The organism is Bacillota bacterium, from assembly GCA_012727955.1.
Taxonomy (GTDB): Bacteria; Bacillota; Limnochordia; order DTU087; family JAAYGB01; genus JAAYGB01.
In genome coordinates this window covers 1-20,552 of the sequence record JAAYGB010000003.1, presented here as the reverse complement: position 1 = coordinate 20,552, position 20,552 = coordinate 1, and the positions used below count along the sequence as shown (strand labels likewise).

The following is a 20,552-nucleotide window of genomic DNA, read 5'->3' as shown; positions in this document are numbered from 1 at the left end:
CTTCCTTACCATGGAAGTGCTCTACCTGCTGAGCTACATCGGCTTATCTGGAGCGGTAGACGAGTCTCGAACTCGCGACCTCACCCTTGGCAAGGTTGCGCTCTACCAACTGAGCTAAGCGGGCTTGTAAGATGGTGGAGGGAGAAGGATTCGAACCTTCGAAGGCGAAGCCAACAGATTTACAGTCTGCCCCCTTTGGCCAACTTGGGTATCCCTCCACGCTTTCTCTGCAACCAAAGCTAATAGCAAGCTACAACTCGGAAGTATATCAGCTTGACCATCGCTTGTCAAGTCCACTTTTTGGTAATTCTCCGACTCCGTCGATAAATCCTGCACCGCCGATTGTCGGCTGATTACCTCCGTCGTCGTTGTGTCCGACGGACATTTAATAATTTATCACAGGAGCTTGCAGATGTCAAGGTTCTAAATCCAACCATTGTTACCTGCCCTTGACGAGACTGACAGTTAACGGCGACCGCAGTCACTGCCAACTGTCAGCGTTGATAATATATCAAGGATTTGCGGCGAAGTCAACCCCGTTTTTCTCACCGGCTCTCACCCGCAAGGCACCAACAAAATCCAAGTCATCCTGCGGGTGATTCTTATATAACCAGAACTCCCGTTGCAACCGGTAGTCGCCGACCCAGGAACGTTCCCAGCCCGGAGGACGTCTCATTGCCCTTTCCCGCCGCTTGGCCCTCAGCAAATTATGCCGATAGACATAGGTAAAACCCTGCTTGTCCCAAAATCCTTCTGCCGTGTTCTTGGCTTCAAGATAAAGATATGAGATCCCATACCTTTGGCTGAACCATTTAACATAATCCACTAGTTCGCTGCCGATACCGGAACCCCGCTGCTCCTTGGGAATCTCCACCTTTTCCACGTACAGGGCCCCCGTCAATTCGTGGAGGTGACAGTACAGGTGGAAAGCCGGTGTTTTCTCCTCCGCCGAAAGGGGAGTGTGAAGGTCCACCGACAATATATAAGGACGTTCGTCCATGGAAAACTCCATTTCCACGGGACTTTGTAACCGGTGCTGCAGTTTCGCCCGCAGTGCCCCCAGCACACCGCTGATAATCAATCCATCGATATCGGCCTTGGCCCTTTGCCTGTTTTCCTCCAGGCAGTAGTAATATTGCCGAACATACTGACTGTCCTTCCAAATCCGGCTTGGAATTCCCTCTTCCTCAATGACCACTGAACCTTGGTCCAACTGTTCTCCCAACTGGCTCACCGCGGCCAGCACCCCTAAACCGATTTCCCTTTGAGCAGGAACCACCGCCTCTGCCACCAGGCACTCCGTTTCCTCGGGAACTATCATCTCCAGTTTGAGGGCAGTCTTCTCAAACTCCACCTTCACCACGGTGCTGCTGCCCCTGTCCACCGCGTCCAACTTCGGCTCTTCATCTACAATCCTCTGCAGTTGGCGGCGGAACCTCTGCCAAACCATAACTTCTCCCCCTCGCTGGACCCGGTCCTTTGACACCACCGGCCCGAGACACACGAGGGTTAGTATACCATGAAGCAATGGGAGGAGTAAACCGCTCAGCCCCTCACCGGACTTGCCGCAACAGCAGCCAAGCTCCTCCGGCTAACAAGAGCAAACCCAAAGCCTTAGACCATTGAAAGGGGACTTTTTCCAAACCGAGAATGCCCAGATGATCTAGCAAAAAGGCTGTCCCCACCTGCCCCACAATAATCGCGGTGGTTGCCGGGGCAACCCCCACCTTGGGGATGCTTTTGGCTACGGTGTACACGATCAACACCCCTAGAGCCCCGCCCAGCCATGTATACCAAGGGGCCTGTACCGCCTTGGCCAAACTACCGGTTCCCAGGGGAAAGACCAACACCCCAGCCACTGCCAAACCCACCCCCTGAACGATCAAGGTTGCCTCCCACAACCCCGTCACTTGACCTAAGGCGGAGTTTAACGTTCCCTGTACTGCCATCGTCATCCCCGAGAGAAAGGCAATAGCCAAAGCCAGCAGCGCACTATCCATGAAGCTTCCACTCCCTCTACATTGTTGGTTCAAGGATTTAGTATGCCCACCCATCGCCTCGGGCAAAAAAAGAGGAAGACTGCTTCCTCCAAGAAAGAAGCTGCCTTCCTCTCATTTCAGTTTCTTTGATTCCCTTTGCGGGTCTATCGCCACAGGAGAGCCTCTACATCCACTGGCCTGCGAATAATCTCATGGGCATAGAGAAAATCCGCTGTATCCATGAGGGAACTCAAGGCCCCTTCATCGAGGGTGGGATCAAAGGTGTACTTGGGCATAATCCTTTGGACGATGTTCTCCGGCAGCCCAGTGGCCTCGGCCACCAAGGCCAGGGTTTCCTCGGGATTGGCCTCGATATAAGCGATTGCCCTGTTGTGGGCCCGCAAAAAGGCCTCAATCAACTCAGGATGTTGGGAAACCAGGGCATCGGAGGCAGTAATCAGGGTCATCCCCGAGAACACTCCAACACCGTCGCGAATCACCTTAATCTGTCCGGCGGAGCTCAACCGAGTCAATACCGGTTCGACCACCATGGCGGCATCTACATGTCCACCCATCAGAGCACTTACCCCGTCGGGAACCAGCATGTTGACTACCTCAACATCAGCCAGGGACTTACCCTCTTGCTCCAAGAGCTTAGCCAGAAGGTAGTGAACCTCGGTACCTACCGGCAAAGCAATCCTCTTACCTAGTAGATCCTTAACTCCCCCGGCGGGACTGTCGGCCTTGGTGACCAGGGCAAAGCCTCCCGGCGATCTTCCATAGGCAGCTACGATCCGAAGATTTCTACCGCCTGCGGCCGAGGTCAAGGTCGAGGTTCCTCCCATCACTGGAGACAAATCCAGCTCCCCGGCAGCCATTGCCTCGGTCATCTGATATCCCGCCAAGAACTGCCGATAGTTGACCTTAACTCCCAAGGAAGCCAACTCATCCTCTAACAGATTCTTCTCCTTAGCCACAATACTGGGCACGTTGAGGGGCATTGGATTATAGCTAACATTGAGCGTTGTCTTCCTTGGCTGTGCCCCCACGACACTACCCAAGAGAACCAGTAAAACTACTATACTGAGCAAAGTTTTGTTCCAGTTCAGCTTCATCACCACGATCCTTCCTTTTCATGCTCAATAATCTCTCCGGTGACCCCTTCCCCTTTGGGAAGCCATTCACTAATCATCCAAATGACGGGCCCCATCCACCAACCATTGGGTTATCTGTGCCCGATAGGGATGCAATGCCGCATCCACTCGGTCCCGGGGCCTGGGTAAAGGTACCGGCAAGCAGTGGCGAATTCGCCCGGGACGGGGGCTAAGGACGTAGACCCGATCGGCTAAGTACAAGGCTTCATCAACACTATGGGTCACCATGACCACGCTGAGGGCCCGGCGACGGACAATTTCCCCCAAGGCGTCCTGCAGCATCACTCGGTTAGCTATATCTAGCCCCGAGAAGGGCTCATCGAGGAGCAACACCTCAGGTTCCATGGCCAACACCCGGGCCAAGGCCACTCGCTGGGCCATTCCCCCGGACAACTGCCGAGGATAGTGGTCAGCGAAGTCGGCAACTCCCATCAGGGTCAACAACTCATCGATCCGAGCTTCAACTTTCTCTACTTCCGTTCCTTCCGCCATTCCCAAAGCCACGTTGTCAGAAACTGTCAACCAAGGAAACAGGCGGGGTTCTTGAAACATTATTCCCCGTTGCCGCCCGGGCCCAGTAATTTCCCGACCACAAAAGGTGACCATCCCCGCGGTAGGCCGCTGCAGTCCTGCTGCCAGGCGCAGCAAAGTGGTCTTACCGCATCCACTGGGTCCCATCAAGGCCAGTATTTCTCCCCGGTTCACCGCAAAGGAAACATCCTCTACCGCCAGTAAAGGCTCACCTCTACCGGAAAAAACCACTCTAACAGAGGAAAACTCCAGTACCGGCCGAGGGGCAACGGCTTGTTCTTTACTTGTCTGCACCCTTATTCCCCTCCGCCGCCCAAGGTAACAACCGGGTCTGCAGCCTTCTCCCGGCCCAATCCACTCCCAATCCGAAGACCCCAATGCTTAGGATACCAATAAACATTTCGTCCAGCCGGACCAAAGATCGGGCAGCCATAATCATGTAGCCCAGCCCCGAAAAGGCCGCCAACATCTCCGCTGCCACCAAGGCTCGCCAACTCATCCCCAGCCCCAGTCGCAGGCCGGTGAAAATCCCCAGACTTGCCGCCGGCAGGACTAACTTACGCCAGCGACGCCGAGGCGACAGACATAAACTCGCGGCCACCTCTTCGTACTCCTGGGCAATGCCTGCCACCGCCATCTCGGTATTCAGTAATATGGGGAAAAAGGCAGCATAGGCAATTACCGCCAGCTTCGGTGCCTCGCCTAGACCCAGCCAGACAATAAACAGGGGCACCCAGGCTACCGGAGGAATCTGGCGGAGAAATTCCAGAGTTGGGGATACCACCCGGCGAAACCCGGGCTGAGACCCAATCAGGATACCTGCAGGAACGGCAATCACCGCCGCCAAGGTAAATCCCCCCAAAACTCGGGAGAGGCTAATTCCCACATGCTGCCAGTACCGGCCGTTGTCCAGCAACCGAACAAAGCCCTCCACCACCTCCTGGGGCGACGGAATCGTCCCGGGAGCCGCAACCCCCAGGGCACAGGCCAACCACCAGCCACCGACAACTGCCATCGGAAGTACTATCGCCTGTATACCCCTTTTGACTCGCCTGTGAAACCCCCGGAACTCATTAGCCATACCAATCTTCCTATCTTTGCTGACCAATTATATAACGACGGGCGGCCTGCAGCCCTTCCTCCAGAGACTCCGCCTCAGCTCTCCCTTGAGCCTGCCGGGCCGTTCCCCCGCCCTTCCAACCGTAGTCCTGACCACACTCCCGAAGGACCTGAGAGGCATCGATGCCGCTATCCTCTCCCGCCACCACCAACACAAAGGGCTTGGGTGAGGCAACTCCGGCCAGGACCACTGCCGCTGAATCTAACCCTACTATCCCCGCGGCCAGTTGTCGCAACTCCTCTACTCCCCGCTCGGGATAGGACAAGAGATACACTCCGTCACTGTCGGCGGCTGCCACGATGGCCTCGGCTTCGTACTTCAGCAGGGACGATGTCAACTCGTTGACTTGCTTTTTCAAGGTCTTAATCTGGTCATCCCAGTGGCGCACCATGTCGGGAAGATCCTCGGCTCCTATCGTCATGTAACCGGTCACTTCATCGATAATCTCAGACTTAAACCGATAATCCTCCAGGGCTCTCTGACCACAGGCAAAGTGAACCCGGGTGTTTCCCCTGACCTTTTCCGTCTTCAGTATTTTGATCAAACCAATCTCCCCGGTACTGCGGGGATGGGTGCCGCCACAGGGGGAGTAGTCAAAACCCTCCACCTCGATAACCCGCACGTCGCTTTCGGCCTTGCCGCTTTTTCGAATGGGCAGATCTATCTCATCGGCCGTCGGGAAAACATGAACAACAATCCGGCGATTCTCGGTGACTATCTGGTTCGCCAAGTCCTCGATCCGCTGGATTTGCCCCGCGGTTAACTGGGGCACATCGAGATCGATGGTAACACTGTTATCACTAAGATGAAAGCCTACCGTTTCTGCCCGGGCCACCTGCAGACAGGCCTGGGACAGGATGTGTTGACCGGCATGCTGCTGCATGTGATCAAAGCGTCGCACCCAACACACCTTGCCCCGAATTCGTTCGTCTTCAGGCAAAGGATTCTCCAACAGGTGGATAATGGTATCCCCCTCTTCAATCACCTCAATTACCGGTTGCCCCTGCAAAAATCCATCATCATAGGGTTGTCCCCCAGAAGTAGGGTACAGGGCCGTTGCATCGAGCTCAACTTCCCACAGACCATCACCGTTTTGCCTCTGACTTACCACCTGCGCCGTGAACTCAATCCGGTAGGGATCGCGATGATACAATTTTTCGGTCATAAATTCACTCACTCCCGCTCTTCGGTGATGCACACCACGAGTTCCAGGTATATCTGGCTGTCTACAACCCATCCTAAACCCAAGCGTTTCAATAACACCATCGGATCGGCTTTCCTTAACAAACAGGTTTTGGCATCCCTTGTCTCAATACCTGCTCATGGATGAAGGAAAGGTTAATTTTTTGGATCATCCACCATCATGAACTAACAAAATCCCACACACCCCAAGAAGATCGTGCTATACTATTACGGGCAATAATGTTCCGAAAACTTGTGAAACGATGGGGGAGTTTCCTTTGGATTTGGACATGCTGATTGGTGTATTTGGAGGCCTTGGTCTATTCCTTTATGGAATGCAGACCCTATCCGATGGACTCCAAAAAGTGGCCGGAGATAGATTACGCCGGCTCTTGGAGGTGTTGACACGAAATCCCCTCACGGGAGTGATCATGGGAACTGTAGTCACTGCCATCCTCCAGAGCAGCAGCGCCACCACGGTAATGATTGTAGGATTTGTCAATGCCGGACTGATGACCCTAAGGCAAGCTGCCGGGGTGATCATGGGAGCCAACGTTGGAACTACGGTGACAGCTCAGATCATTGCTTTGGATCTCAGTGAGGCAGCCCTCCCGGCCACAGCATTGGGTGTACTGCTTATCATGTTCAGCAAGAACAAGCGAACCCGGTACGTGGGACAAGCCCTGGTTGGATTTGGCTTGCTGTTCCTGGGCATGACAACCATGAGTACCTCCATGAAGCCCTTGGCTGACATGCAGTGGTTTACAGACCTGACGGCTAGGTTTGCCCAAAATCCCTTTCTCGGTGTCCTAGCCGGTATCGGATTAACGGGTATAGTGCAAAGCAGCTCGGCCACCATTGGTATTCTCCAGGGACTGGCAAGGGAAGGCGCCATCAGTTTGCAGGCAGCTTTACCAGTCCTTTTTGGCGACAATATCGGTACTACAGTGACCGCCTTGCTGGCTTCCATTGGTACCTCGCTGGCAGCTCGCCGCGCTGCAGTGATGCATACGCTGTTCAACGTGATCGGTACTATTATCTTTCTAATCATATTCCCGCTGGTGGTACCGATAGTGCTCCGCTCAAGCACCAGCATCGTGCAGCAAATTGCCAATGCCCACACCGGCTTTAACGTTGCCAACACCCTAATCCAGTTACCCTTTATCGGGGTGTTGGTACTTCTGGTCACTAGACTGATACCCGGTGAAACTGAGATACCAAGCAGGCCTCACTACCTAGATCGTAGATTCTTGCATTCTCCCGCCGTTGCCCTCCAGCAGGCTAGAAAGCACTTCGTCCTGATGGGCCAAATTGCCAAGGAAACCGTTCACTTGGCTGCAGAGGGAGTCCTCAACAACGACGATGAGGCTGTACAGCGGGCCTTTCAACTGGAGCAAGAAGTCAACCAAATGGAGCATGAGGGGATTCAGTACCTACTGGACATCTCCAAACAATCCATTAGCGACCAGCAATCTGAAATGATTAACATGATGCTCAATGTGGCCAACGATTTGGAGCGAATTGGCGACCATGGAGAAAACATCGGTGAATTGGCATTGGAGAAAATTGAGGCTAAGCTAGGCTTTTCTGAACAGGCTCAGGAGGAATTGGTCCTGATGCGGGATCAAGTCTTAGCCCTAGTGGAAAGAGCTGTTTCCGTACTTCAAACGGATAACAAGACCCTGGCCTCCAACCTCTATAAGTACGAGGAGCAAATTGACGAGTTGGAGACCCAGCTGCGCAACAGTCACATGGCCCGACTCAATGCTGGGGCCTGTTTGACCACGCCAGGGATTATTTTCCTCGATGTCATCAGTAACCTGGAAAGGGTGGCTGACCACGCATCAAACATCGGGAACTGGATCATTGACTATACTCCCACCCATACCAGCCCCAACCTTCCAGAACATGACGACTAATCTTTCGGTAAATAACCAGCAATAAGAAACGGGTGTTGGCAAGGAAAACTTGCCAACACCCGTTTCTTATTGTGCCTCTAGCCTAATCTGCACTTCAAATCTAAGATATTATCCGATGAACGTCGGCATCGATGAAGGCCTGGCCCAACTTCTTAGCTGCTCCGACTCGATGGTGACCGTCGAGAACAAAATACTCGTCCTTTAGTTCGTATACCTCGATGGGCGGTAGGATTTCGCCCCGCATCATCGCCGCCTCAATCCGCTTGGAGCGGTCATCGGGCCTACGCCACCGCCATTGAAAGTTGACATCAAAATCCTGATACCGATCGACGCTGCCGACTATCTTATCGACCTCGATGGGAGTGACGCCGATACGGCGCAGATTAATCGCTCTATGTTTTGGTCGCTCTTCTTCAAAGGAACGGAGAGGTTTTTGTCTGGAAAACAATGACCACATGCCCATTACCCCCCACTCTTCACTGCTATTGCCATCGGGCACCTTCAGTATAAAAGGAGGGGGGCAATTGCTCAATTGACAGGGTGTAAAGACTGTGTAAGACATTTGTTAATGATAACTTCTGTCATTAAGCTACCGCTTCTGCTCCAGCACCTGCACTTCCCTAGCCAAGTTCTCCAGCATCGGTTCATATTCCACCTGGCCCCGCAGGTAACGGGAGACATGCCTTTGCACAATGGGCCAGAGCTCATGCCAATTCCGGGTTCTGGGCATCGGCCGAGCATACTGCGCTGCCTCAGCAAAGATCTGTTTATTTACCCCATCACTGCTCTCTAAAAACGCGGGGGAAAAGGCAACGGAATAGCGAACAGGAAACTGATTGAAGACACTGGCAATCAACCGCTGCACGTCCTCTTCCAACAAGAACTCGAGGAAGCGCAGGGACAGGCTCACGTTTTTGGAGCCGGCGATGATGGCTACCCCTTGGCCGCTGGCCTCCACTGCCCTGCGCCCGATGGGACTGGCGGGGAAGTGAGCGACTCCAAAGTCAAAGAGGTACTCCTCTTCCTTGGAGTTCCAGGTCCACATCTTGGGAGCCCAGGATCCCGCAGGCATCATTGCCACCTGACCCCTTTGCCATAGTTGTGGAGGATAGCGCAAATTGGCAGCCAAAGCCGCCTCTTCATCGGCCACCACCTTCACCGGTCCCGACCAAAACTGCCGATAAAACTCCAAGGCCCCCTTGGTCTGGGGTTGGGACAACAGCAAAGCCCCATTGGTCCCCACTAGACTGCCTCCGTTGGCCCACACCAAGGTGGCCCAATTGAAGTACCAGTTGGTGAACCCATACTGGGAAGGCTGTGACGACCCCGGGGCAGGGACCGTTAACTTCACCGCTGCCTCTAACAAATCGTCCCACATCCAGTCTTCGGTGGGAAGGGCCACTCCCGCTGCCTCAAAGAGCTCTTGATTATACAACAGAGCCTGAATGTCCAGGTCAAAGGGATAGGCAAGGAGCGCTCCATCGATATCCTGCCACAACTCAAAGGCCCCGGGAAATACATCCCGATAGGGCTCCCCCTCACCCTTCCAATAGTCCGTCAAGTCCAGCAGGATTCCCAAGGGAGCTACTTGGCTGAACCACTGGGAACTGATGGAGATTACGTCAGGCAAACTATCAAGGTCTTGGGTCAAGGCTGCCCGTTCCAAGCGATTTCGAATCTCCACCCAAGGCATCTCCAGGGCAACCACCTGACAGGACCAGCGCTCCTCAAACTCTTGAATCAGGGGGGTTAGCTGCTGCATATACTGCGATGAATTCCAATGCCACCAGGTAATTTTCTCCTGTGCTGCAACCTCTGCTTGTCCAATTAGAAATAAAAAAAGAGCCGAAAGAATTAGGATCGGTACCCTTACTTTGCACCTAGCCAAGATATTACCACCCCACTACTACCATCCCACGCTGCCTTCCTGCTCGGTCAAATAGGAGCCTAACCTCATTCCCTTCCCCTTACCCCTTCATACATTGATAAGAGAATACCGCCCAGAACATCTGATGATGCCGCTTGGAGAAGAGGTTAGGAGGTATTACCGTGGTCAAATCCAAGGAAGGTCAAAGGGCACCAGGTACACCGGTGCCAGTAAATGGCTTTTCTCTTTTTCTTATTCTAATTCTGCTGCTCTTGTCCTTCCCCGGAACAGAGCAGCTAAAGAATAACCTCAACCGTCTTTTTAGTCCTCGTCCGTCCGCGGCTGCATCGCCCAAAGGAGGGACGAAGGAATGAAGGATTCTCGTTTTCTCGCCGGATTCCGGGCAGCCTTGACCCGCCCCCGCCGGGGAAAACGCCGCCGAAAACTTGTAGTGTTTCAACCGGGGATGGAGCTGAGCTCCTGTCAGGATACCTTGCATAGGTGTGCGATGCGGCCCCTCAAGGCCCTTCCCTTGGCCAATGCCTATGCCGTGGAGTTGGATGAGGCCGATGAAGCCTCCTCGGTCCAACTGCTGAACCATCGGGGGATTCTCCGCATCGACGATGATATCGAAGTGAAAATCGCGCCCTTCCCACTGATGCTCCGCAGCAGAAGTCAAAGCGACCGCCGGTTCAACCAAATTCCCTCCTGGGGCTGGGAGCGTATTGAAGCGGAGGTAGCTCAGGATAAGAACTTAGCACCGGTTCCAGTGGCAGTGATCGACACCGGAATTGCAACCAGCCATCCCGACCTACGGGGCAAGGTAGTAGGAGGAGTCAACACCATCACGTCCGGCGGTAGTTATTCCGATGATAACGGACACGGCACCCATGTGGCCGGAATTATCGCGGCTCTAAATAACAACTTTGGTGTTGTCGGTGTAGCTCCCAATGTCGAGCTGTACGCCGTCAAAGTCCTGGATCGTTCTGGTTCCGGTAATCTATCGGACCTGATCGAAGGACTGCAATGGTGCATAGACAACAACATTCGCCTAGTCAACCTCAGTCTATCTTCGGAACGGACCAATGAAACCTTCAAAGAGGCTGTGCAAGAAGTACACCGCCGGGGTGTCACCATGGTGTGTGCCGCCGGTAACAATGGACCCAATGGCCAAATCAACTACCCCTCTCGATACGAAGAACCCATTTCGGTAGCCGCCACAACGAAATCCGATCACATCGCCGATTTTTCCAGCCGAGGGCCGGAAGTTGACATTTCCGCTCCCGGACAGGACATTGTTTCCACCTGGTTAGGCGGCACCTACAAGAGTCTGAACGGCACTTCCATGGCAACACCCTTCGTTACCGGAGCAGCGGCTTTAATCATGGGGGTCATTCCCGACGCATCCCCGAGCCAGGTGCGTTCCCTATTAACCCGCTCTGCGGTGACACTGCAGCAGGCCAGTCGGACCTCCCAGGGAGCCGGACTGGTTAATGTCCAGCGACTATCCCAGATGCTTTGGCCCAGTGGTAGTTCCCGGTGGTATTCCCTACGTTAGCTGGACCAAGTAGAGAGGCGGCACCAGCCGCCTCCTCACCTTTTTAGTGCCGGTACTTACCGGCCATATCCCGTAAAAGCAGCAGAATGCCAATAAACCCCTCAACGGTGTCGCTTATTTCCCGCAGCTTTGCATCGATATGGACTGCAGTGCCAATAAAGGGATCCTCACTGGCGGCTTCCGCCAATTGATGAGATACCGACTGCAGCTTGCTGGGCAAGCTGTGGCTAACCCGCTGTACAGCGGCACTGATTCCCACATCCCCTGCTTCTCCTGGACTGACCACTCCCCCGGAGCTGCCGTTGGCTTCCTGACCCTGCTGCCAACCGGAAGCCATTGGCTTCATCCCACCGAGAATTTGCTGCGCAGTTTGGAGCAAACTGGACATCTCCGCGGGGGACTTACCAAAGAGCGAACCGAGAGTTGACATCATTTCAGGGGGGACCTGTTGGCTGGTGGGAGCCTGCTGATCCAACGGATACTCCTGATAGTTACCGGAGTGAGTTGTTGTATCCTCGCCGTTGCCCTCTTCTTCGCCCTGGGACTGAGAGTTTCTTACCGGTCCCCAGCGGGCAAACCTTCGGCGCGGCCATCGGTTCTGTCCCCGGGCCTCTTGGATTCCCTTGAGGTTGCTTTCCACCTCCTCCAACATCGCTGATAGTTGCTCCACCTGAGCCGTGAGCTCTTCCAGTTTTGCGGTGCCGCTACCTGCCATCCCCATTCCCTCCTTTGTCCTTCGTAGTCTCAGATTCCTGGACCCGAGGTTCCTCTTGTGTCTCGCCTGTCTCCTCAATGGACGTTGTGGATTCCGTCAAATTGGCCAATTCCCTGGCTAAAATTTCTGGAGGCACTCCCAGCCCAGCAAAGTACTGGGCCACCAAGGACTTCGTTCTGTCGAGATTGGCTCGATAGGCCACTCTCCCCTTCTGGGCGCTTTCCTTGGATACCACCGTCGCCCTGCCAATCTGACTGAGTGGGATATCCCCAAGCTCCTGGGCCAAGGAGGCGATATCTTCTTCAAGCTCTGTGGAATCGCTGTCCCCGTCAGCCAGGGAAAAGACGCCCCGGTCAACATCGAAGACGAGATAATCTCCCGGCCTGGCTTTCAGCGCCGCAACAAATTCCTTGGGTAATGTCACCCGGCGGCCTTGACCGATTCTGACCCTGTATCTATTTGCCATTTCCATCACTCCAAGCAAGCTACCCATTCCGATTCCCGATAGTATATGGATCCTAGCCCCAAGATGTGAAGGTAAGGGGGCAACTTGCCCGAGCACACCTCCTTTTCTCCCGGCATACACTGGGTACTACGCCTCTAGGATCAAGGAGGGATGGGTTGTGGACAATTCCAGTCCTCGTCCCGTTGAGGTGGTGATGTTTGGAGCGCCCCATGTCCGAGCCTGCAGTGGCTGCCAAACAGGCCGCACCATGGAAGAAATGGCTATCGCACTGGGACATAGGTTGCGCCAATTATTCCGGGATCTGGTCAACTACCGTTACATTGATGTCTCCCGAGACGACCTCACCGACTTCCCGGAAATTGCCCCCCAGATCAAACAGGGACAGCTGTCCCTGCCCCTGACGTTAATCAACGGGAAAATTGTGATGCCCGGTATGTTCTCTCCTACCGTCATCACCTACCGCATCAAACAAGAACTAAGTAATCGCCCTGGTATGGCAAGAAGGAGTGATTAATGTTGGCTGCTCGACCGACGATTTCCATTCTCATGGCCACTTACAACCAAGGGGAGTACCTGCCCCAGGCCATCGACAGCGTCCTCAATCAGACCAGCGATGACTGGGAGCTGATCGTGGTTGACGATGGTTCCGACGACAACACTAGGGAGTATCTGCGCACTTTGACGGATCCGCGGATCCGAACCTACCGGCTGTCCCGCAATACCGGCAAGGCCCACTGCCTTAACGAGGCGCTGAATCGCTGCTCCGGCAGCTTCTTGCTGGAACTGGACGCCGACGATTGGCTGGATCCCACGGCCATCGAACAAATGATTCGGATCACCAGAAACTGGCCCCGGGATGCAGGATTTGTCTACGGTAATGTGCGGATGCATCGACAGGGTTTTTCCGGGGCGATGCCCATCCGGGTGCTTCGAGGTAAGTCCTATCAAGACAAGCATCAGTTTCTGGTGGATTGTGACTTTTTTGCTCCGCGCCTGTGGAGGCGGGACGCGGTGGTGGCCGTGGGCGGTTGGCCCACCATGGGAGGCAAGCTCCGGGAAGCCCACCGATTGACCATTCGAGTCCTGGCACGATACAGCTTTGCCTATGTCGACTACACCGTTTACAACTACCGCAAGCACAACAAATCTCTCCAGGCTAGACTGGGACGCCAATCCTGGCGGACCAAGAAGCAAGACGTGATCACCGCCCTAAAGCTGTGGCAAAGCCCCTATACACCCTACTTTGACGACCTGATGCATCTGCTGTTCCTGCGGCCAGAGACCAGACCCTGGCAGGAAACCTCTGAACCGGTGACGGAGTCTGACGGAAGGGAAACTGTGACCGAAGGAACTGCCCCCAGAGCCCGATGGCAACGGGAAGATGACGACATATCAGAACCGGTCCCACCCCAAGGGGAAGAGACTCAAAGCGATGAACCGCCAGAGGCTCCACCCAGTCGTCGGCGTTCACAGCCCAGACCCCTTCGCCCCGTCTTTGGTCGGGAAGTGGTCTTCGACGATGTGCCCCCGAAGGAGAAGAAGCCATTACCGACGGTAGTCGAAACTGAGCCCTTCCCTGAGGATGAGCCGGCAGAGATTACCCCTATCCTTCCTTCTCCGCCGGAAATTACCGAAATTGAGCCCTCGGTGGCAGCCGCGGAACCAAAGCCAGTGGAAAGGGAGCGGGAAGAGACCACCACAATTCGGGAGCCCGGTCCTGCTCGGCCTCGGCCGGTGCCGAATATGATGGGACTAGAAACCTCAAGCCGAGGTGAGCTCAGCCCCGAACCAAGCCGATCAACGGTGGCTTTCCTGCCCATTGCCACCGTCGGAAGCGATGAGGAAGCGATCACCCAAACTAAATACGCCACCCTACTGGCCCGGTACTTGGCCCAAGTCTTCTCTGGCACTGCCCTGCCGGCAGAGGTAGCACTAAGGGGCACCCCCAGTGGTAGCGGCTTTGTCGCCACCTACCTCGAATCTGTGACCTCGATTCAAGCCAAGCTCCAAAGGGCAATTAGGGACCTGGGGCCGCAGGTTAGATACCTGGTGGTGATACCGGGAATTGCCAGTTCACGGGCCGCCCATCTGCTCAACAGTGCAGTAACGTTCCTGGAGAGCCCGCTGTCGCCCATCGTGATCAATATCTTTGATATTCTCAGCGGCCTGCAGATCCCCAGTGACGACCTCCGGCAATGGGCGTGGTATTCCATTCCCTATCTGGAGAAAAAACTGGGGCGGCGGGAGGGCCATCGCTCCGAAGATACCGATGCTAAGGATGAGTCCTTTGACACCTACTATGATCGGATTACCCAACGGGTTCGCACTCACCTGCGGCTGGCTACAAGACGAGTAGATATCAGAATTCCAGACCAGGAGCGTGAAGTGAATGAACCAAGCATGGCGACCCTATCAGCTGCCGCAACGGACTCCGATGCCGCCACCGAGCCAACGTCAGAACCCGATTCTACCCTTCCATCTACCGTTCTACCATCAGCCGAGCTCGACGCAGCAGGAAATCAGGAGCCAGGAAGGGGAGACGATGGAACAGATCCCGAGTCCTGAGACGAAGCAGCCCATTGAGGTGTTAGTCTTTGGCTCGCCTAATGCCAAGTACTGTGCTTCCTGCGGCGGAAGTCGCAGCCAGGCTCAAATCGCCCAGGGACTGTTCCTGAGACTTCGCCGCCTCTTCGGCGAGCAAGTGGCATGCCGGTTCGTCGATGTCGAATTGGAGGATCTATCGGCCTATCCCAACGTTCGCAGAAGAATGACACGCCTGAGTAATCTCCCCATCGTTACCATGGATGGTGAGATCCAAAGCATTGGGCATGTTTACCCCAATCGCCTTTCCCACGCCATCAAGAAAAAACTAGGCTAAGCAGAAAAACACCCCGGGGCTAATCTCTAGCCAGCGGGGTGTTTTTTGGCTAACCACAAAGGGCCAGTGGCTTCCTTTGTGGTTAGTTGTTTTTCCGATTTTACGGGAAGAATTGCCGTGGCACCGGCGGCATGAAGTCGCCTCGCTCTGCTCTCTCCAAGAACTCTGGGCAGCCAATTGGCGACAACTGGACGCACTCAGGAGGCATTGGGCAGAACTCGGCATCCACCAGTAGTTGGGCCAAGGTAGTAATCTTAACTAGCGCAAAGAGTCCGATTTCACATTCAACGGTGTCATCATCGATAATCCGACAGCCGAGGCATTGAGCAAAGCGGAAGACCCGAATCTTCTGAACCCGTTGTCTGAAGGCATCCCGATCCGCGCCCTCAAGGGCAATCCGCTTGGTGAAGTCTACGACCCGGAAGACCTTGAAGTCGGTGTTAACCTCGATCTTCAAGACGAACCGGAAGTTGAGCTCCACTACGTCATCCTCTGGGACCGAGACTTTTAGCAGCTTGACGAAGATAATTTGGCAATCCTCGATGCTCTCGACGCCGGGAATGTGGGTACGGAGAATGATGGGACACTCGGTCAAGAAGCACTCGTTGATTACCTTCTCAGCCAGGATGCACTCGGCACGCTTCCCCGCTCTTTCCGCTCCTACCTCACCATGAAGGTAGCTATAGGGGAAGTTTCTGCCAGCCTTCATAAAGAAACCTGGCTCATCATCAACGATGTTCTGAAGGGACTCTATTTCTTCTACTTGGGCTAGCACTTGCTGAGATATCCGGTCGTTGTCTAGAATCCTCTTTTCCACCTATCTAGTCACTCCTTTCGTTCTATCGGCCTTGACCCCAAGGGGGCTGCGTGGTAAGACCTATCGATATCAAGATATTCTCCCTAGTGGTTTTGGCGCTAGCCCTCGGGTCCTAAATTCACTGCAAATGCCGAGCCCCGCCCTTTGGGGAGTTTTGCCCCTTTAATCGGGAGTGCCCTCCTATAGCTTGCAGTCCTATCACCGCATAGAGCTATATAGTAAGCAAATTGGGTACGACTCAAAAAGGAGATGACCGTCGATGGCAATGAATTCCGGTGCAAGGTATGACGGAGGTCAGATTGACCCAAGAATTGACCGTATTATAGATGTCGTCACCGAAATGGAAAGCAAGCTCGACGATTTGAACCGCTCCCTGGAAGACATCAAGAGCCGAGCAGCGGTATCCACCAGCCCATCCCCGCCAGCCCCACGACAACTACCGAGACCGACGGCACCCGCTGACCATCCCTTAATGAAGGACGTCGGGGCGATGCTGCCTCTAGTTCAATGGGTGCTGCAAGGTGAGCCTCCTGCTCCCGAGGATCTGCTTCAGGGCCTATCGGCTCTGCTGAATCTAAGGCAGCAGTCGGGTCAGCGACTTCAGAAAAACTCCTTAGCCAGAGAGGCATACCAGAACCGCCAGCAGACCCAGGCCTCACCCAACAGCTTGATCCTGTTGTTGGTGTTGCTTCTGCTGTTTGTCCGCCGATAGGCCTGCAGCAAGCCTAGGCAATTTGACCCAAGACGACAAGTCACAAATCCCTCCCTCCCTCGATATAGTAGTAATGACGGGAATTTAAGGTTCAGCGCAGGAAAGGTGGTGATGGTCGCACTGGATTGCGACCGATCATGAGAGATAAAAAAGAGGCCAAAAGATTAGCCCGAGAAAAACTCCAGCAGATCGACCAGCGGACAATTTCCAACCTGCAATCACGGGCAAATCAGTACAGTGGAAGGCAGTTAACCCCGGAAAACTTCGCCAGCTTCACCAATGCCTTAGATGAAGGGACTTTGCAGCAGCTGATCAAGGAATTAGGCGTTAACGTCGACCCCAACGTAGTGCGCAATCTTACTCCCCAGCAGATTCAACAGCTGATGGAGTTAATGAATGATTGATATGGGCAATATCTCCTGGGTGACCCTGGTTGTGCTGGGATTAGCTTCCTTTCGACTCACACACCTGCTGGTCTTCGATGAAGTGATGCAGCCACTGCGCGGGTTTTTCCTTGACTATCGTGAGCAGGATCTGGCGCCTTCCGGGCTAACCTTTACTGCTCCAACGCCTAGGGGTCGGGGAATTCGCAACCTACTTGGTCGGATATTGCGCTGCCACTGGTGTGCCGGTTTCTGGGTAAGCTTACTGCTCCTCGTACTCTACACAGTCTGGGCCGGGCCCTTCGTCCACGGGATTATCGCCCTGCTGGCGATCTCGGCAATTCAATCCTTGGTAGAGCATTGGGTCCAAACCCGAATCTAGCCAAGAACTAGCAGATGAGGAGGTGTGCCGGTGAGGAGGATCGTGGTATACAGCGATGCAGGTAAACTACCGGAGGTCTCCCAGCTAGTGCAGCAAAGCGGCGGGAGGATCCTCAAGTCCCTTCCCCTGGCTCGAGCCCTAGTGGTCGATCTTTCCGAAGCGGACGTAGATTCTCTAACTCAAAGCAATTGCATTGTCCGTGTCGATGACGAGATACCTATGAGCTGTGATTAGGAGCACCACGGGCATGCAAAGAAGGCGGGGAAATAGAGATTCCCCGCCTTCTTTGTGTGCCAAATCCAGTAACTAGCTGGACTCATCCTGCTTGTCGTTCGATAACTCATCAAGTCGCCCCCGCACAAAATCCAACTGCTGGGAAAGCCAGCTGGCCTGCTCCTCAAGCCACTCCCTCTGATCCTTGGCATAGGCATAGACTGGACCAAGCCCTCTACCCCATCGCCCGCCAGCCCTGCGGGGACCAAGCCCACAACGGGGCCGGGCATAGCCTTGCCCACAATGATAGGCAATGCAATACCCTCCACCACGACCTGTCATTGGACCATAACCCATTGGACCGGTTCCATCAAATCCTGGCATAATCTTTCCTCCTTGAGGTTATGCGCGCGCTTACTATTGAGCATATGCTCAATAGTATTATAGAACCGATGTGAGCATATGTCAATAATTTTCCTCTACTTTTTTCGCCTGTTATCTCAGAAAAACGCCTCCGGCCACCAATCCCAGCACCATCGCCACTACGGGATGAAGCTTGAGGACATAGACAAGCACAAAGGCAGCGGCAGCAATGATCCCGGTGGGCACGCTCTTAACAAATCGAAGATAATCCAAGGCCAGGAGCAGAAAGAGCACCCACACCACCGGGCGGACGCCGCTGATCATTCCCTCAACGACAGGATTGTCCTTATACCTGGCCAGCAGCGACCCCAGTCCAATCATCAGCAGCACCGTTGGTCCGATGGCTCCGAATAGAGCCACGATTGCTCCCCAGGGACCGGCAACTTGGTAGCCCACATATCCCGCCAGCTTCGGGGCAATGGGACCGGGCAGGGCATTACCCATGGCAATTACGTTGGCAAACTCCTCGGCAGTCATCCATTTGAAGTTGTTGACCACCTCTGTCTCCACTAAGGGGATTGCCACCTGACCGCCGCCGAAGGTCACTATGTTTGCTCGGAAAAATGCTATGAACACATCCCACAATACTCGCATCCTCTTTGCCTCCCTATCCTGTTACCTCTGGTATAATATCCCTTGGATTTCAACAGGTACCCGAAATACCCTGCCCTCTCTCAGAGGATTCTAGAGTTGCATATTTGCCAAGAACCCCTGACAATATACAGAAGGACCGAAGATTGTGTCCGGTGCTAGTAGGGTAGTTACTTAACATCAATCTTGCCTGTTCATAAAGGAATGAGGTTAGCATGAAAAAAAACCAGGTTTTTACCGCAACGATAGAGGACTTTCGCCTGCCCAATCGGGGAATTGCCACCGTTGAGGACAAGAGAGTAGTAGTACATAACGGGCTTCCGGGGCAAAGGGTAGAGGCTAAGGTGTTCCGGAAACGGCGGGGAGTAATTGAGGCCCGGGTGACAGAACTCTTGGAGCCGGCCCCCTGGGAACAGAAGGCCCAGTGCCCCCACTTTGGACCCTGTGGAGGCTGTACCTGGCAGACCATGCCCTATGAGATGCAGCTGGAACTCAAGGGAAAGCAGGTACAACGGCTACTGGCCAACGCTGGAATCTCCGAATTTCAATGGCTGGGAATTTCCCCTAGCCCCACCCCCTGGGCCTATCGCAATAAGATGGAGTTCACCTTTGGTGACCGGGAAAGGGGCGGAGAGCTCACCCTGGGGCTTCACTGCAAGGGTCGATTCTATGAAATTCTCACCACTGACAACTGCCAAATCGTCGATTCTGACTTCACCCTTGCCCTCACTACCGTACTGGAGTATTGCCGCAGGGAGCAAATTCCCTTTTTCCACCGCAGCAGTCACCAGGGCGTGCTCCGTCACTTGGTGGTTCGTAAAGGGATAAAAACCGGCCAGCTGCTCCTAAACCTTGTCACCACCTCGCAAGGGGAGCTAGACCTAGAACCCTTGGTTAGGCAGCTGCGAGAAAGAAATTTCACCGGTCAGTTAGTCGGTGTTCTTCACACCATCAATGACTCCAAGGGCGATGTCGTCCAAAGCGATGAGACTAGGATTCTTTGGGGCCAGGACCATTTCACCGAGGAGATTTTAGGGCTTAAGTTCCGCATCTCCCCCTTCTCCTTTTTCCAAACCAACTCCCTGGGCGCGGAGGTGCTGTATTCCACCGTCCGGGAATTTGCCGGAGACACCACCGACAAGGTAATCTTTGATCTTTATTGCGGCACCGGAACCATCGCCCAGGTGATGGCTCCCCAGGCAAAGCAAGTGTTTGGGATCGAACTCGTGGAGGAAGCAGTAGAAGCAGCCAGAACCAATACCGCCCTCAACGGTCTGGATAACTGTCAGTTCATTGCCGGTGATGTCACCGAGCAGCTGGACAATCTAGCTGAGCAACCGGATGTGATTATCCTGGATCCCCCTCGCAGTGGAGTTAATCCCAAAGCCATCGCCAAGGTGGCGCAGTATCAAGCGCCCCAGATCCTGTACGTATCCTGTCAGCCCAAGTCACTGGCTCGGGACCTTAAGGAGTTTACCGCTTTAGGTTACCAGGTGGATAAAGTCCAATGTGTGGACATGTTCCCCCATACTCCCCATGTCGAAACAGTGTGCTTGATGTCTAGAAATTAGCCCGATAGTGTCAAGGGCAGATAATTAGAAGGGCTGACAGCACCTACAAGTAAAGGGTTTTCCGACATAGAGATTTTTCTCGGCTTCTTTG

Annotated in this window: 23 protein-coding genes and 1 tRNA gene; 10 read left to right on the top strand and 14 right to left on the bottom strand. The window is 54.2% G+C overall.

Going from position 1 to position 20,552, the window contains the following annotated elements; genetic code table 11:
- Nucleotides 1–132: 132 nt before the first annotated feature.
- The 7 genes from GX030_00525 to GX030_00495 all read right to left on the bottom strand — a co-directional run bounded on the left by GX030_00525 (nt 133) and on the right by GX030_00495 (nt 5,949).
- Nucleotides 133–218: transfer RNA gene (locus GX030_00525), tRNA-Tyr, on the bottom strand.
- A 293-nt stretch (nt 219–511) separates the two neighbouring features.
- Nucleotides 512–1,450 carry a GNAT family N-acetyltransferase gene (locus tag GX030_00520; protein NLV90869.1) on the bottom strand — a complete coding sequence of 313 codons (939 nt, stop codon included), beginning with the start codon at nt 1,448–1,450 and terminating at the stop codon, nt 512–514.
- Between the two features lie 103 nt (nt 1,451–1,553).
- A complete protein-coding gene (locus GX030_00515) occupies nt 1,554–2,000 on the bottom strand; it encodes a DMT family transporter (protein ID NLV90868.1) in 447 nt (148 codons plus the stop codon).
- A gap of 143 nt (nt 2,001–2,143) precedes the next feature.
- Complete coding sequence (locus tag GX030_00510) at nt 2,144–3,097, bottom strand: aliphatic sulfonate ABC transporter substrate-binding protein (protein ID NLV90867.1); 954 nt, start codon at nt 3,095–3,097, stop codon at nt 2,144–2,146.
- A gap of 66 nt (nt 3,098–3,163) precedes the next feature.
- The gene (locus GX030_00505) at nt 3,164–3,958 is read right to left on the bottom strand and encodes an ABC transporter ATP-binding protein (protein ID NLV90866.1); all 795 of its coding nucleotides are present in this window, start codon (nt 3,956–3,958) and stop codon (nt 3,164–3,166) included.
- Nucleotides 3,945–4,745 (bottom strand): ABC transporter permease, encoded by an 801-nt coding sequence (locus GX030_00500; protein NLV90865.1) that lies wholly within the window; start codon nt 4,743–4,745, stop codon nt 3,945–3,947. The genes GX030_00505 and GX030_00500 overlap by 14 nt, the downstream gene beginning before the upstream one ends.
- A 10-nt stretch (nt 4,746–4,755) precedes the next feature.
- The gene (locus tag GX030_00495; protein ID NLV90864.1) at nt 4,756–5,949 is read right to left on the bottom strand and encodes a hypothetical protein; all 1,194 of its coding nucleotides are present in this window, start codon (nt 5,947–5,949) and stop codon (nt 4,756–4,758) included.
- Nucleotides 5,950–6,256: 307 nt separating this feature from the next.
- Between GX030_00495 and GX030_00490 the strand changes: the two genes are divergently transcribed.
- The gene (locus tag GX030_00490; GenBank protein NLV90863.1) at nt 6,257–7,885 is read left to right on the top strand and encodes a Na/Pi cotransporter family protein; all 1,629 of its coding nucleotides are present in this window, start codon (nt 6,257–6,259) and stop codon (nt 7,883–7,885) included.
- Between the two features lie 100 nt (nt 7,886–7,985).
- On the opposite strand, the gene GX030_00485 is transcribed toward GX030_00490, so the two are convergent.
- Together GX030_00485 and GX030_00480 are read right to left on the bottom strand one after the other, a co-directional pair.
- Nucleotides 7,986–8,342 carry a ParB N-terminal domain-containing protein gene (locus GX030_00485; protein NLV90862.1) on the bottom strand — a complete coding sequence of 119 codons (357 nt, stop codon included), beginning with the start codon at nt 8,340–8,342 and terminating at the stop codon, nt 7,986–7,988.
- Nucleotides 8,343–8,474: 132 nt separating this feature from the next.
- The gene (locus GX030_00480; GenBank protein NLV90861.1) at nt 8,475–9,773 is read right to left on the bottom strand and encodes a sugar ABC transporter substrate-binding protein; all 1,299 of its coding nucleotides are present in this window, start codon (nt 9,771–9,773) and stop codon (nt 8,475–8,477) included.
- 349 nt (nt 9,774–10,122) lie between these two features.
- On the opposite strand from GX030_00480, the gene GX030_00475 reads away from it, so the two are divergent.
- Entirely contained in the window at nt 10,123–11,310 is a 1,188-nt protein-coding gene (locus tag GX030_00475; GenBank protein ID NLV90860.1) for a S8 family peptidase, read from the top strand.
- 43 nt (nt 11,311–11,353) lie between these two features.
- Here GX030_00475 and GX030_00470 read toward each other — a convergent pair whose 3' ends face one another.
- Complete coding sequence (locus tag GX030_00470) at nt 11,354–12,025, bottom strand: hypothetical protein (protein ID NLV90859.1); 672 nt, start codon at nt 12,023–12,025, stop codon at nt 11,354–11,356.
- Nucleotides 12,015–12,491 (bottom strand): AbrB/MazE/SpoVT family DNA-binding domain-containing protein, encoded by a 477-nt coding sequence (locus GX030_00465; GenBank protein ID NLV90858.1) that lies wholly within the window; start codon nt 12,489–12,491, stop codon nt 12,015–12,017. The genes GX030_00470 and GX030_00465 overlap by 11 nt, the downstream gene beginning before the upstream one ends.
- A gap of 157 nt (nt 12,492–12,648) precedes the next feature.
- Between GX030_00465 and GX030_00460 the strand changes: the two genes are divergently transcribed.
- From GX030_00460 to GX030_00450, 3 genes are read left to right on the top strand one after another with little or no spacing between them, the layout of a single operon-like run.
- Nucleotides 12,649–13,005, top strand: coding sequence for a hypothetical protein (locus GX030_00460; protein NLV90857.1), 357 nt, complete (start codon nt 12,649–12,651; stop codon nt 13,003–13,005).
- On the top strand, nt 13,005–15,056 hold the full coding sequence (locus GX030_00455; GenBank protein ID NLV90856.1) for a glycosyltransferase: 2,052 nt from the start codon (nt 13,005–13,007) through the stop codon (nt 15,054–15,056). Before GX030_00460 ends, GX030_00455 begins: the two co-directional genes overlap by 1 nt.
- Nucleotides 15,034–15,369 carry a hypothetical protein gene (locus tag GX030_00450; protein ID NLV90855.1) on the top strand — a complete coding sequence of 112 codons (336 nt, stop codon included), beginning with the start codon at nt 15,034–15,036 and terminating at the stop codon, nt 15,367–15,369. The genes GX030_00455 and GX030_00450 overlap by 23 nt, the downstream gene beginning before the upstream one ends.
- 100 nt (nt 15,370–15,469) lie before the next feature.
- Here the strand turns inward: GX030_00450 and GX030_00445 are convergent, their stop codons facing one another.
- The gene (locus tag GX030_00445; protein NLV90854.1) at nt 15,470–16,186 is read right to left on the bottom strand and encodes a hypothetical protein; all 717 of its coding nucleotides are present in this window, start codon (nt 16,184–16,186) and stop codon (nt 15,470–15,472) included.
- Nucleotides 16,187–16,445: 259 nt separating this feature from the next.
- On the opposite strand from GX030_00445, the gene GX030_00440 reads away from it, so the two are divergent.
- The 4 genes from GX030_00440 to GX030_00425 all read left to right on the top strand — a co-directional run bounded on the left by GX030_00440 (nt 16,446) and on the right by GX030_00425 (nt 17,897).
- The gene (locus GX030_00440; protein NLV90853.1) at nt 16,446–16,898 is read left to right on the top strand and encodes a hypothetical protein; all 453 of its coding nucleotides are present in this window, start codon (nt 16,446–16,448) and stop codon (nt 16,896–16,898) included.
- Nucleotides 16,899–17,035: 137 nt separating this feature from the next.
- Nucleotides 17,036–17,302 (top strand): hypothetical protein, encoded by a 267-nt coding sequence (locus GX030_00435; GenBank protein NLV90852.1) that lies wholly within the window; start codon nt 17,036–17,038, stop codon nt 17,300–17,302.
- Nucleotides 17,295–17,663 carry a DUF1360 domain-containing protein gene (locus GX030_00430; GenBank protein ID NLV90851.1) on the top strand — a complete coding sequence of 123 codons (369 nt, stop codon included), beginning with the start codon at nt 17,295–17,297 and terminating at the stop codon, nt 17,661–17,663. The genes GX030_00435 and GX030_00430 overlap by 8 nt, the downstream gene beginning before the upstream one ends.
- 30 nt (nt 17,664–17,693) lie before the next feature.
- Nucleotides 17,694–17,897: a hypothetical protein gene (locus GX030_00425; protein ID NLV90850.1), complete on the top strand. Its 204-nt coding sequence runs from the start codon at nt 17,694–17,696 to the stop codon at nt 17,895–17,897.
- Between the two features lie 72 nt (nt 17,898–17,969).
- Here GX030_00425 and GX030_00420 read toward each other — a convergent pair whose 3' ends face one another.
- Both GX030_00420 and GX030_00415 read right to left on the bottom strand, forming a co-directional pair.
- Nucleotides 17,970–18,260: a DUF5320 domain-containing protein gene (locus tag GX030_00420; protein ID NLV90849.1), complete on the bottom strand. Its 291-nt coding sequence runs from the start codon at nt 18,258–18,260 to the stop codon at nt 17,970–17,972.
- A 111-nt stretch (nt 18,261–18,371) separates the two neighbouring features.
- Nucleotides 18,372–18,893 carry a chromate transporter gene (locus GX030_00415; protein ID NLV90848.1) on the bottom strand — a complete coding sequence of 174 codons (522 nt, stop codon included), beginning with the start codon at nt 18,891–18,893 and terminating at the stop codon, nt 18,372–18,374.
- A gap of 212 nt (nt 18,894–19,105) precedes the next feature.
- On the opposite strand from GX030_00415, the gene rlmD reads away from it, so the two are divergent.
- The gene (rlmD, locus tag GX030_00410) at nt 19,106–20,461 is read left to right on the top strand and encodes a 23S rRNA (uracil(1939)-C(5))-methyltransferase RlmD (protein ID NLV90847.1); all 1,356 of its coding nucleotides are present in this window, start codon (nt 19,106–19,108) and stop codon (nt 20,459–20,461) included.
- Nucleotides 20,462–20,552 lie beyond the last annotated feature (91 nt).

Coding starts and splice junctions, on each gene's coding strand:
- GX030_00520 (NLV90869.1), bottom strand. CDS start 1,450: ATGGTTTGGCAGAGGTTCCGCCGCCAACTGCAGAGGATTGTAGATGAA.
- GX030_00515 (NLV90868.1), bottom strand. CDS start 2,000: ATGGATAGTGCGCTGCTGGCTTTGGCTATTGCCTTTCTCTCGGGGATG.
- GX030_00500 (NLV90865.1), bottom strand. CDS start 4,745: ATGGCTAATGAGTTCCGGGGGTTTCACAGGCGAGTCAAAAGGGGTATA.
- GX030_00495 (NLV90864.1), bottom strand. CDS start 5,949: ATGACCGAAAAATTGTATCATCGCGATCCCTACCGGATTGAGTTCACG.
- GX030_00490 (NLV90863.1), top strand. CDS start 6,257: ATGCTGATTGGTGTATTTGGAGGCCTTGGTCTATTCCTTTATGGAATG.
- GX030_00485 (NLV90862.1), bottom strand. CDS start 8,342: ATGTGGTCATTGTTTTCCAGACAAAAACCTCTCCGTTCCTTTGAAGAA.
- GX030_00475 (NLV90860.1), top strand. CDS start 10,123: ATGAAGGATTCTCGTTTTCTCGCCGGATTCCGGGCAGCCTTGACCCGC.
- GX030_00470 (NLV90859.1), bottom strand. CDS start 12,025: ATGGCAGGTAGCGGCACCGCAAAACTGGAAGAGCTCACGGCTCAGGTG.
- GX030_00465 (NLV90858.1), bottom strand. CDS start 12,491: ATGGCAAATAGATACAGGGTCAGAATCGGTCAAGGCCGCCGGGTGACA.
- GX030_00455 (NLV90856.1), top strand. CDS start 13,005: ATGTTGGCTGCTCGACCGACGATTTCCATTCTCATGGCCACTTACAAC.
- GX030_00450 (NLV90855.1), top strand. CDS start 15,034: ATGGAACAGATCCCGAGTCCTGAGACGAAGCAGCCCATTGAGGTGTTA.
- GX030_00440 (NLV90853.1), top strand. CDS start 16,446: ATGGCAATGAATTCCGGTGCAAGGTATGACGGAGGTCAGATTGACCCA.
- GX030_00435 (NLV90852.1), top strand. CDS start 17,036: ATGAGAGATAAAAAAGAGGCCAAAAGATTAGCCCGAGAAAAACTCCAG.
- GX030_00430 (NLV90851.1), top strand. CDS start 17,295: ATGATTGATATGGGCAATATCTCCTGGGTGACCCTGGTTGTGCTGGGA.
- GX030_00420 (NLV90849.1), bottom strand. CDS start 18,260: ATGCCAGGATTTGATGGAACCGGTCCAATGGGTTATGGTCCAATGACA.
- GX030_00415 (NLV90848.1), bottom strand. CDS start 18,893: ATGCGAGTATTGTGGGATGTGTTCATAGCATTTTTCCGAGCAAACATA.
- rlmD (NLV90847.1), top strand. CDS start 19,106: ATGAAAAAAAACCAGGTTTTTACCGCAACGATAGAGGACTTTCGCCTG.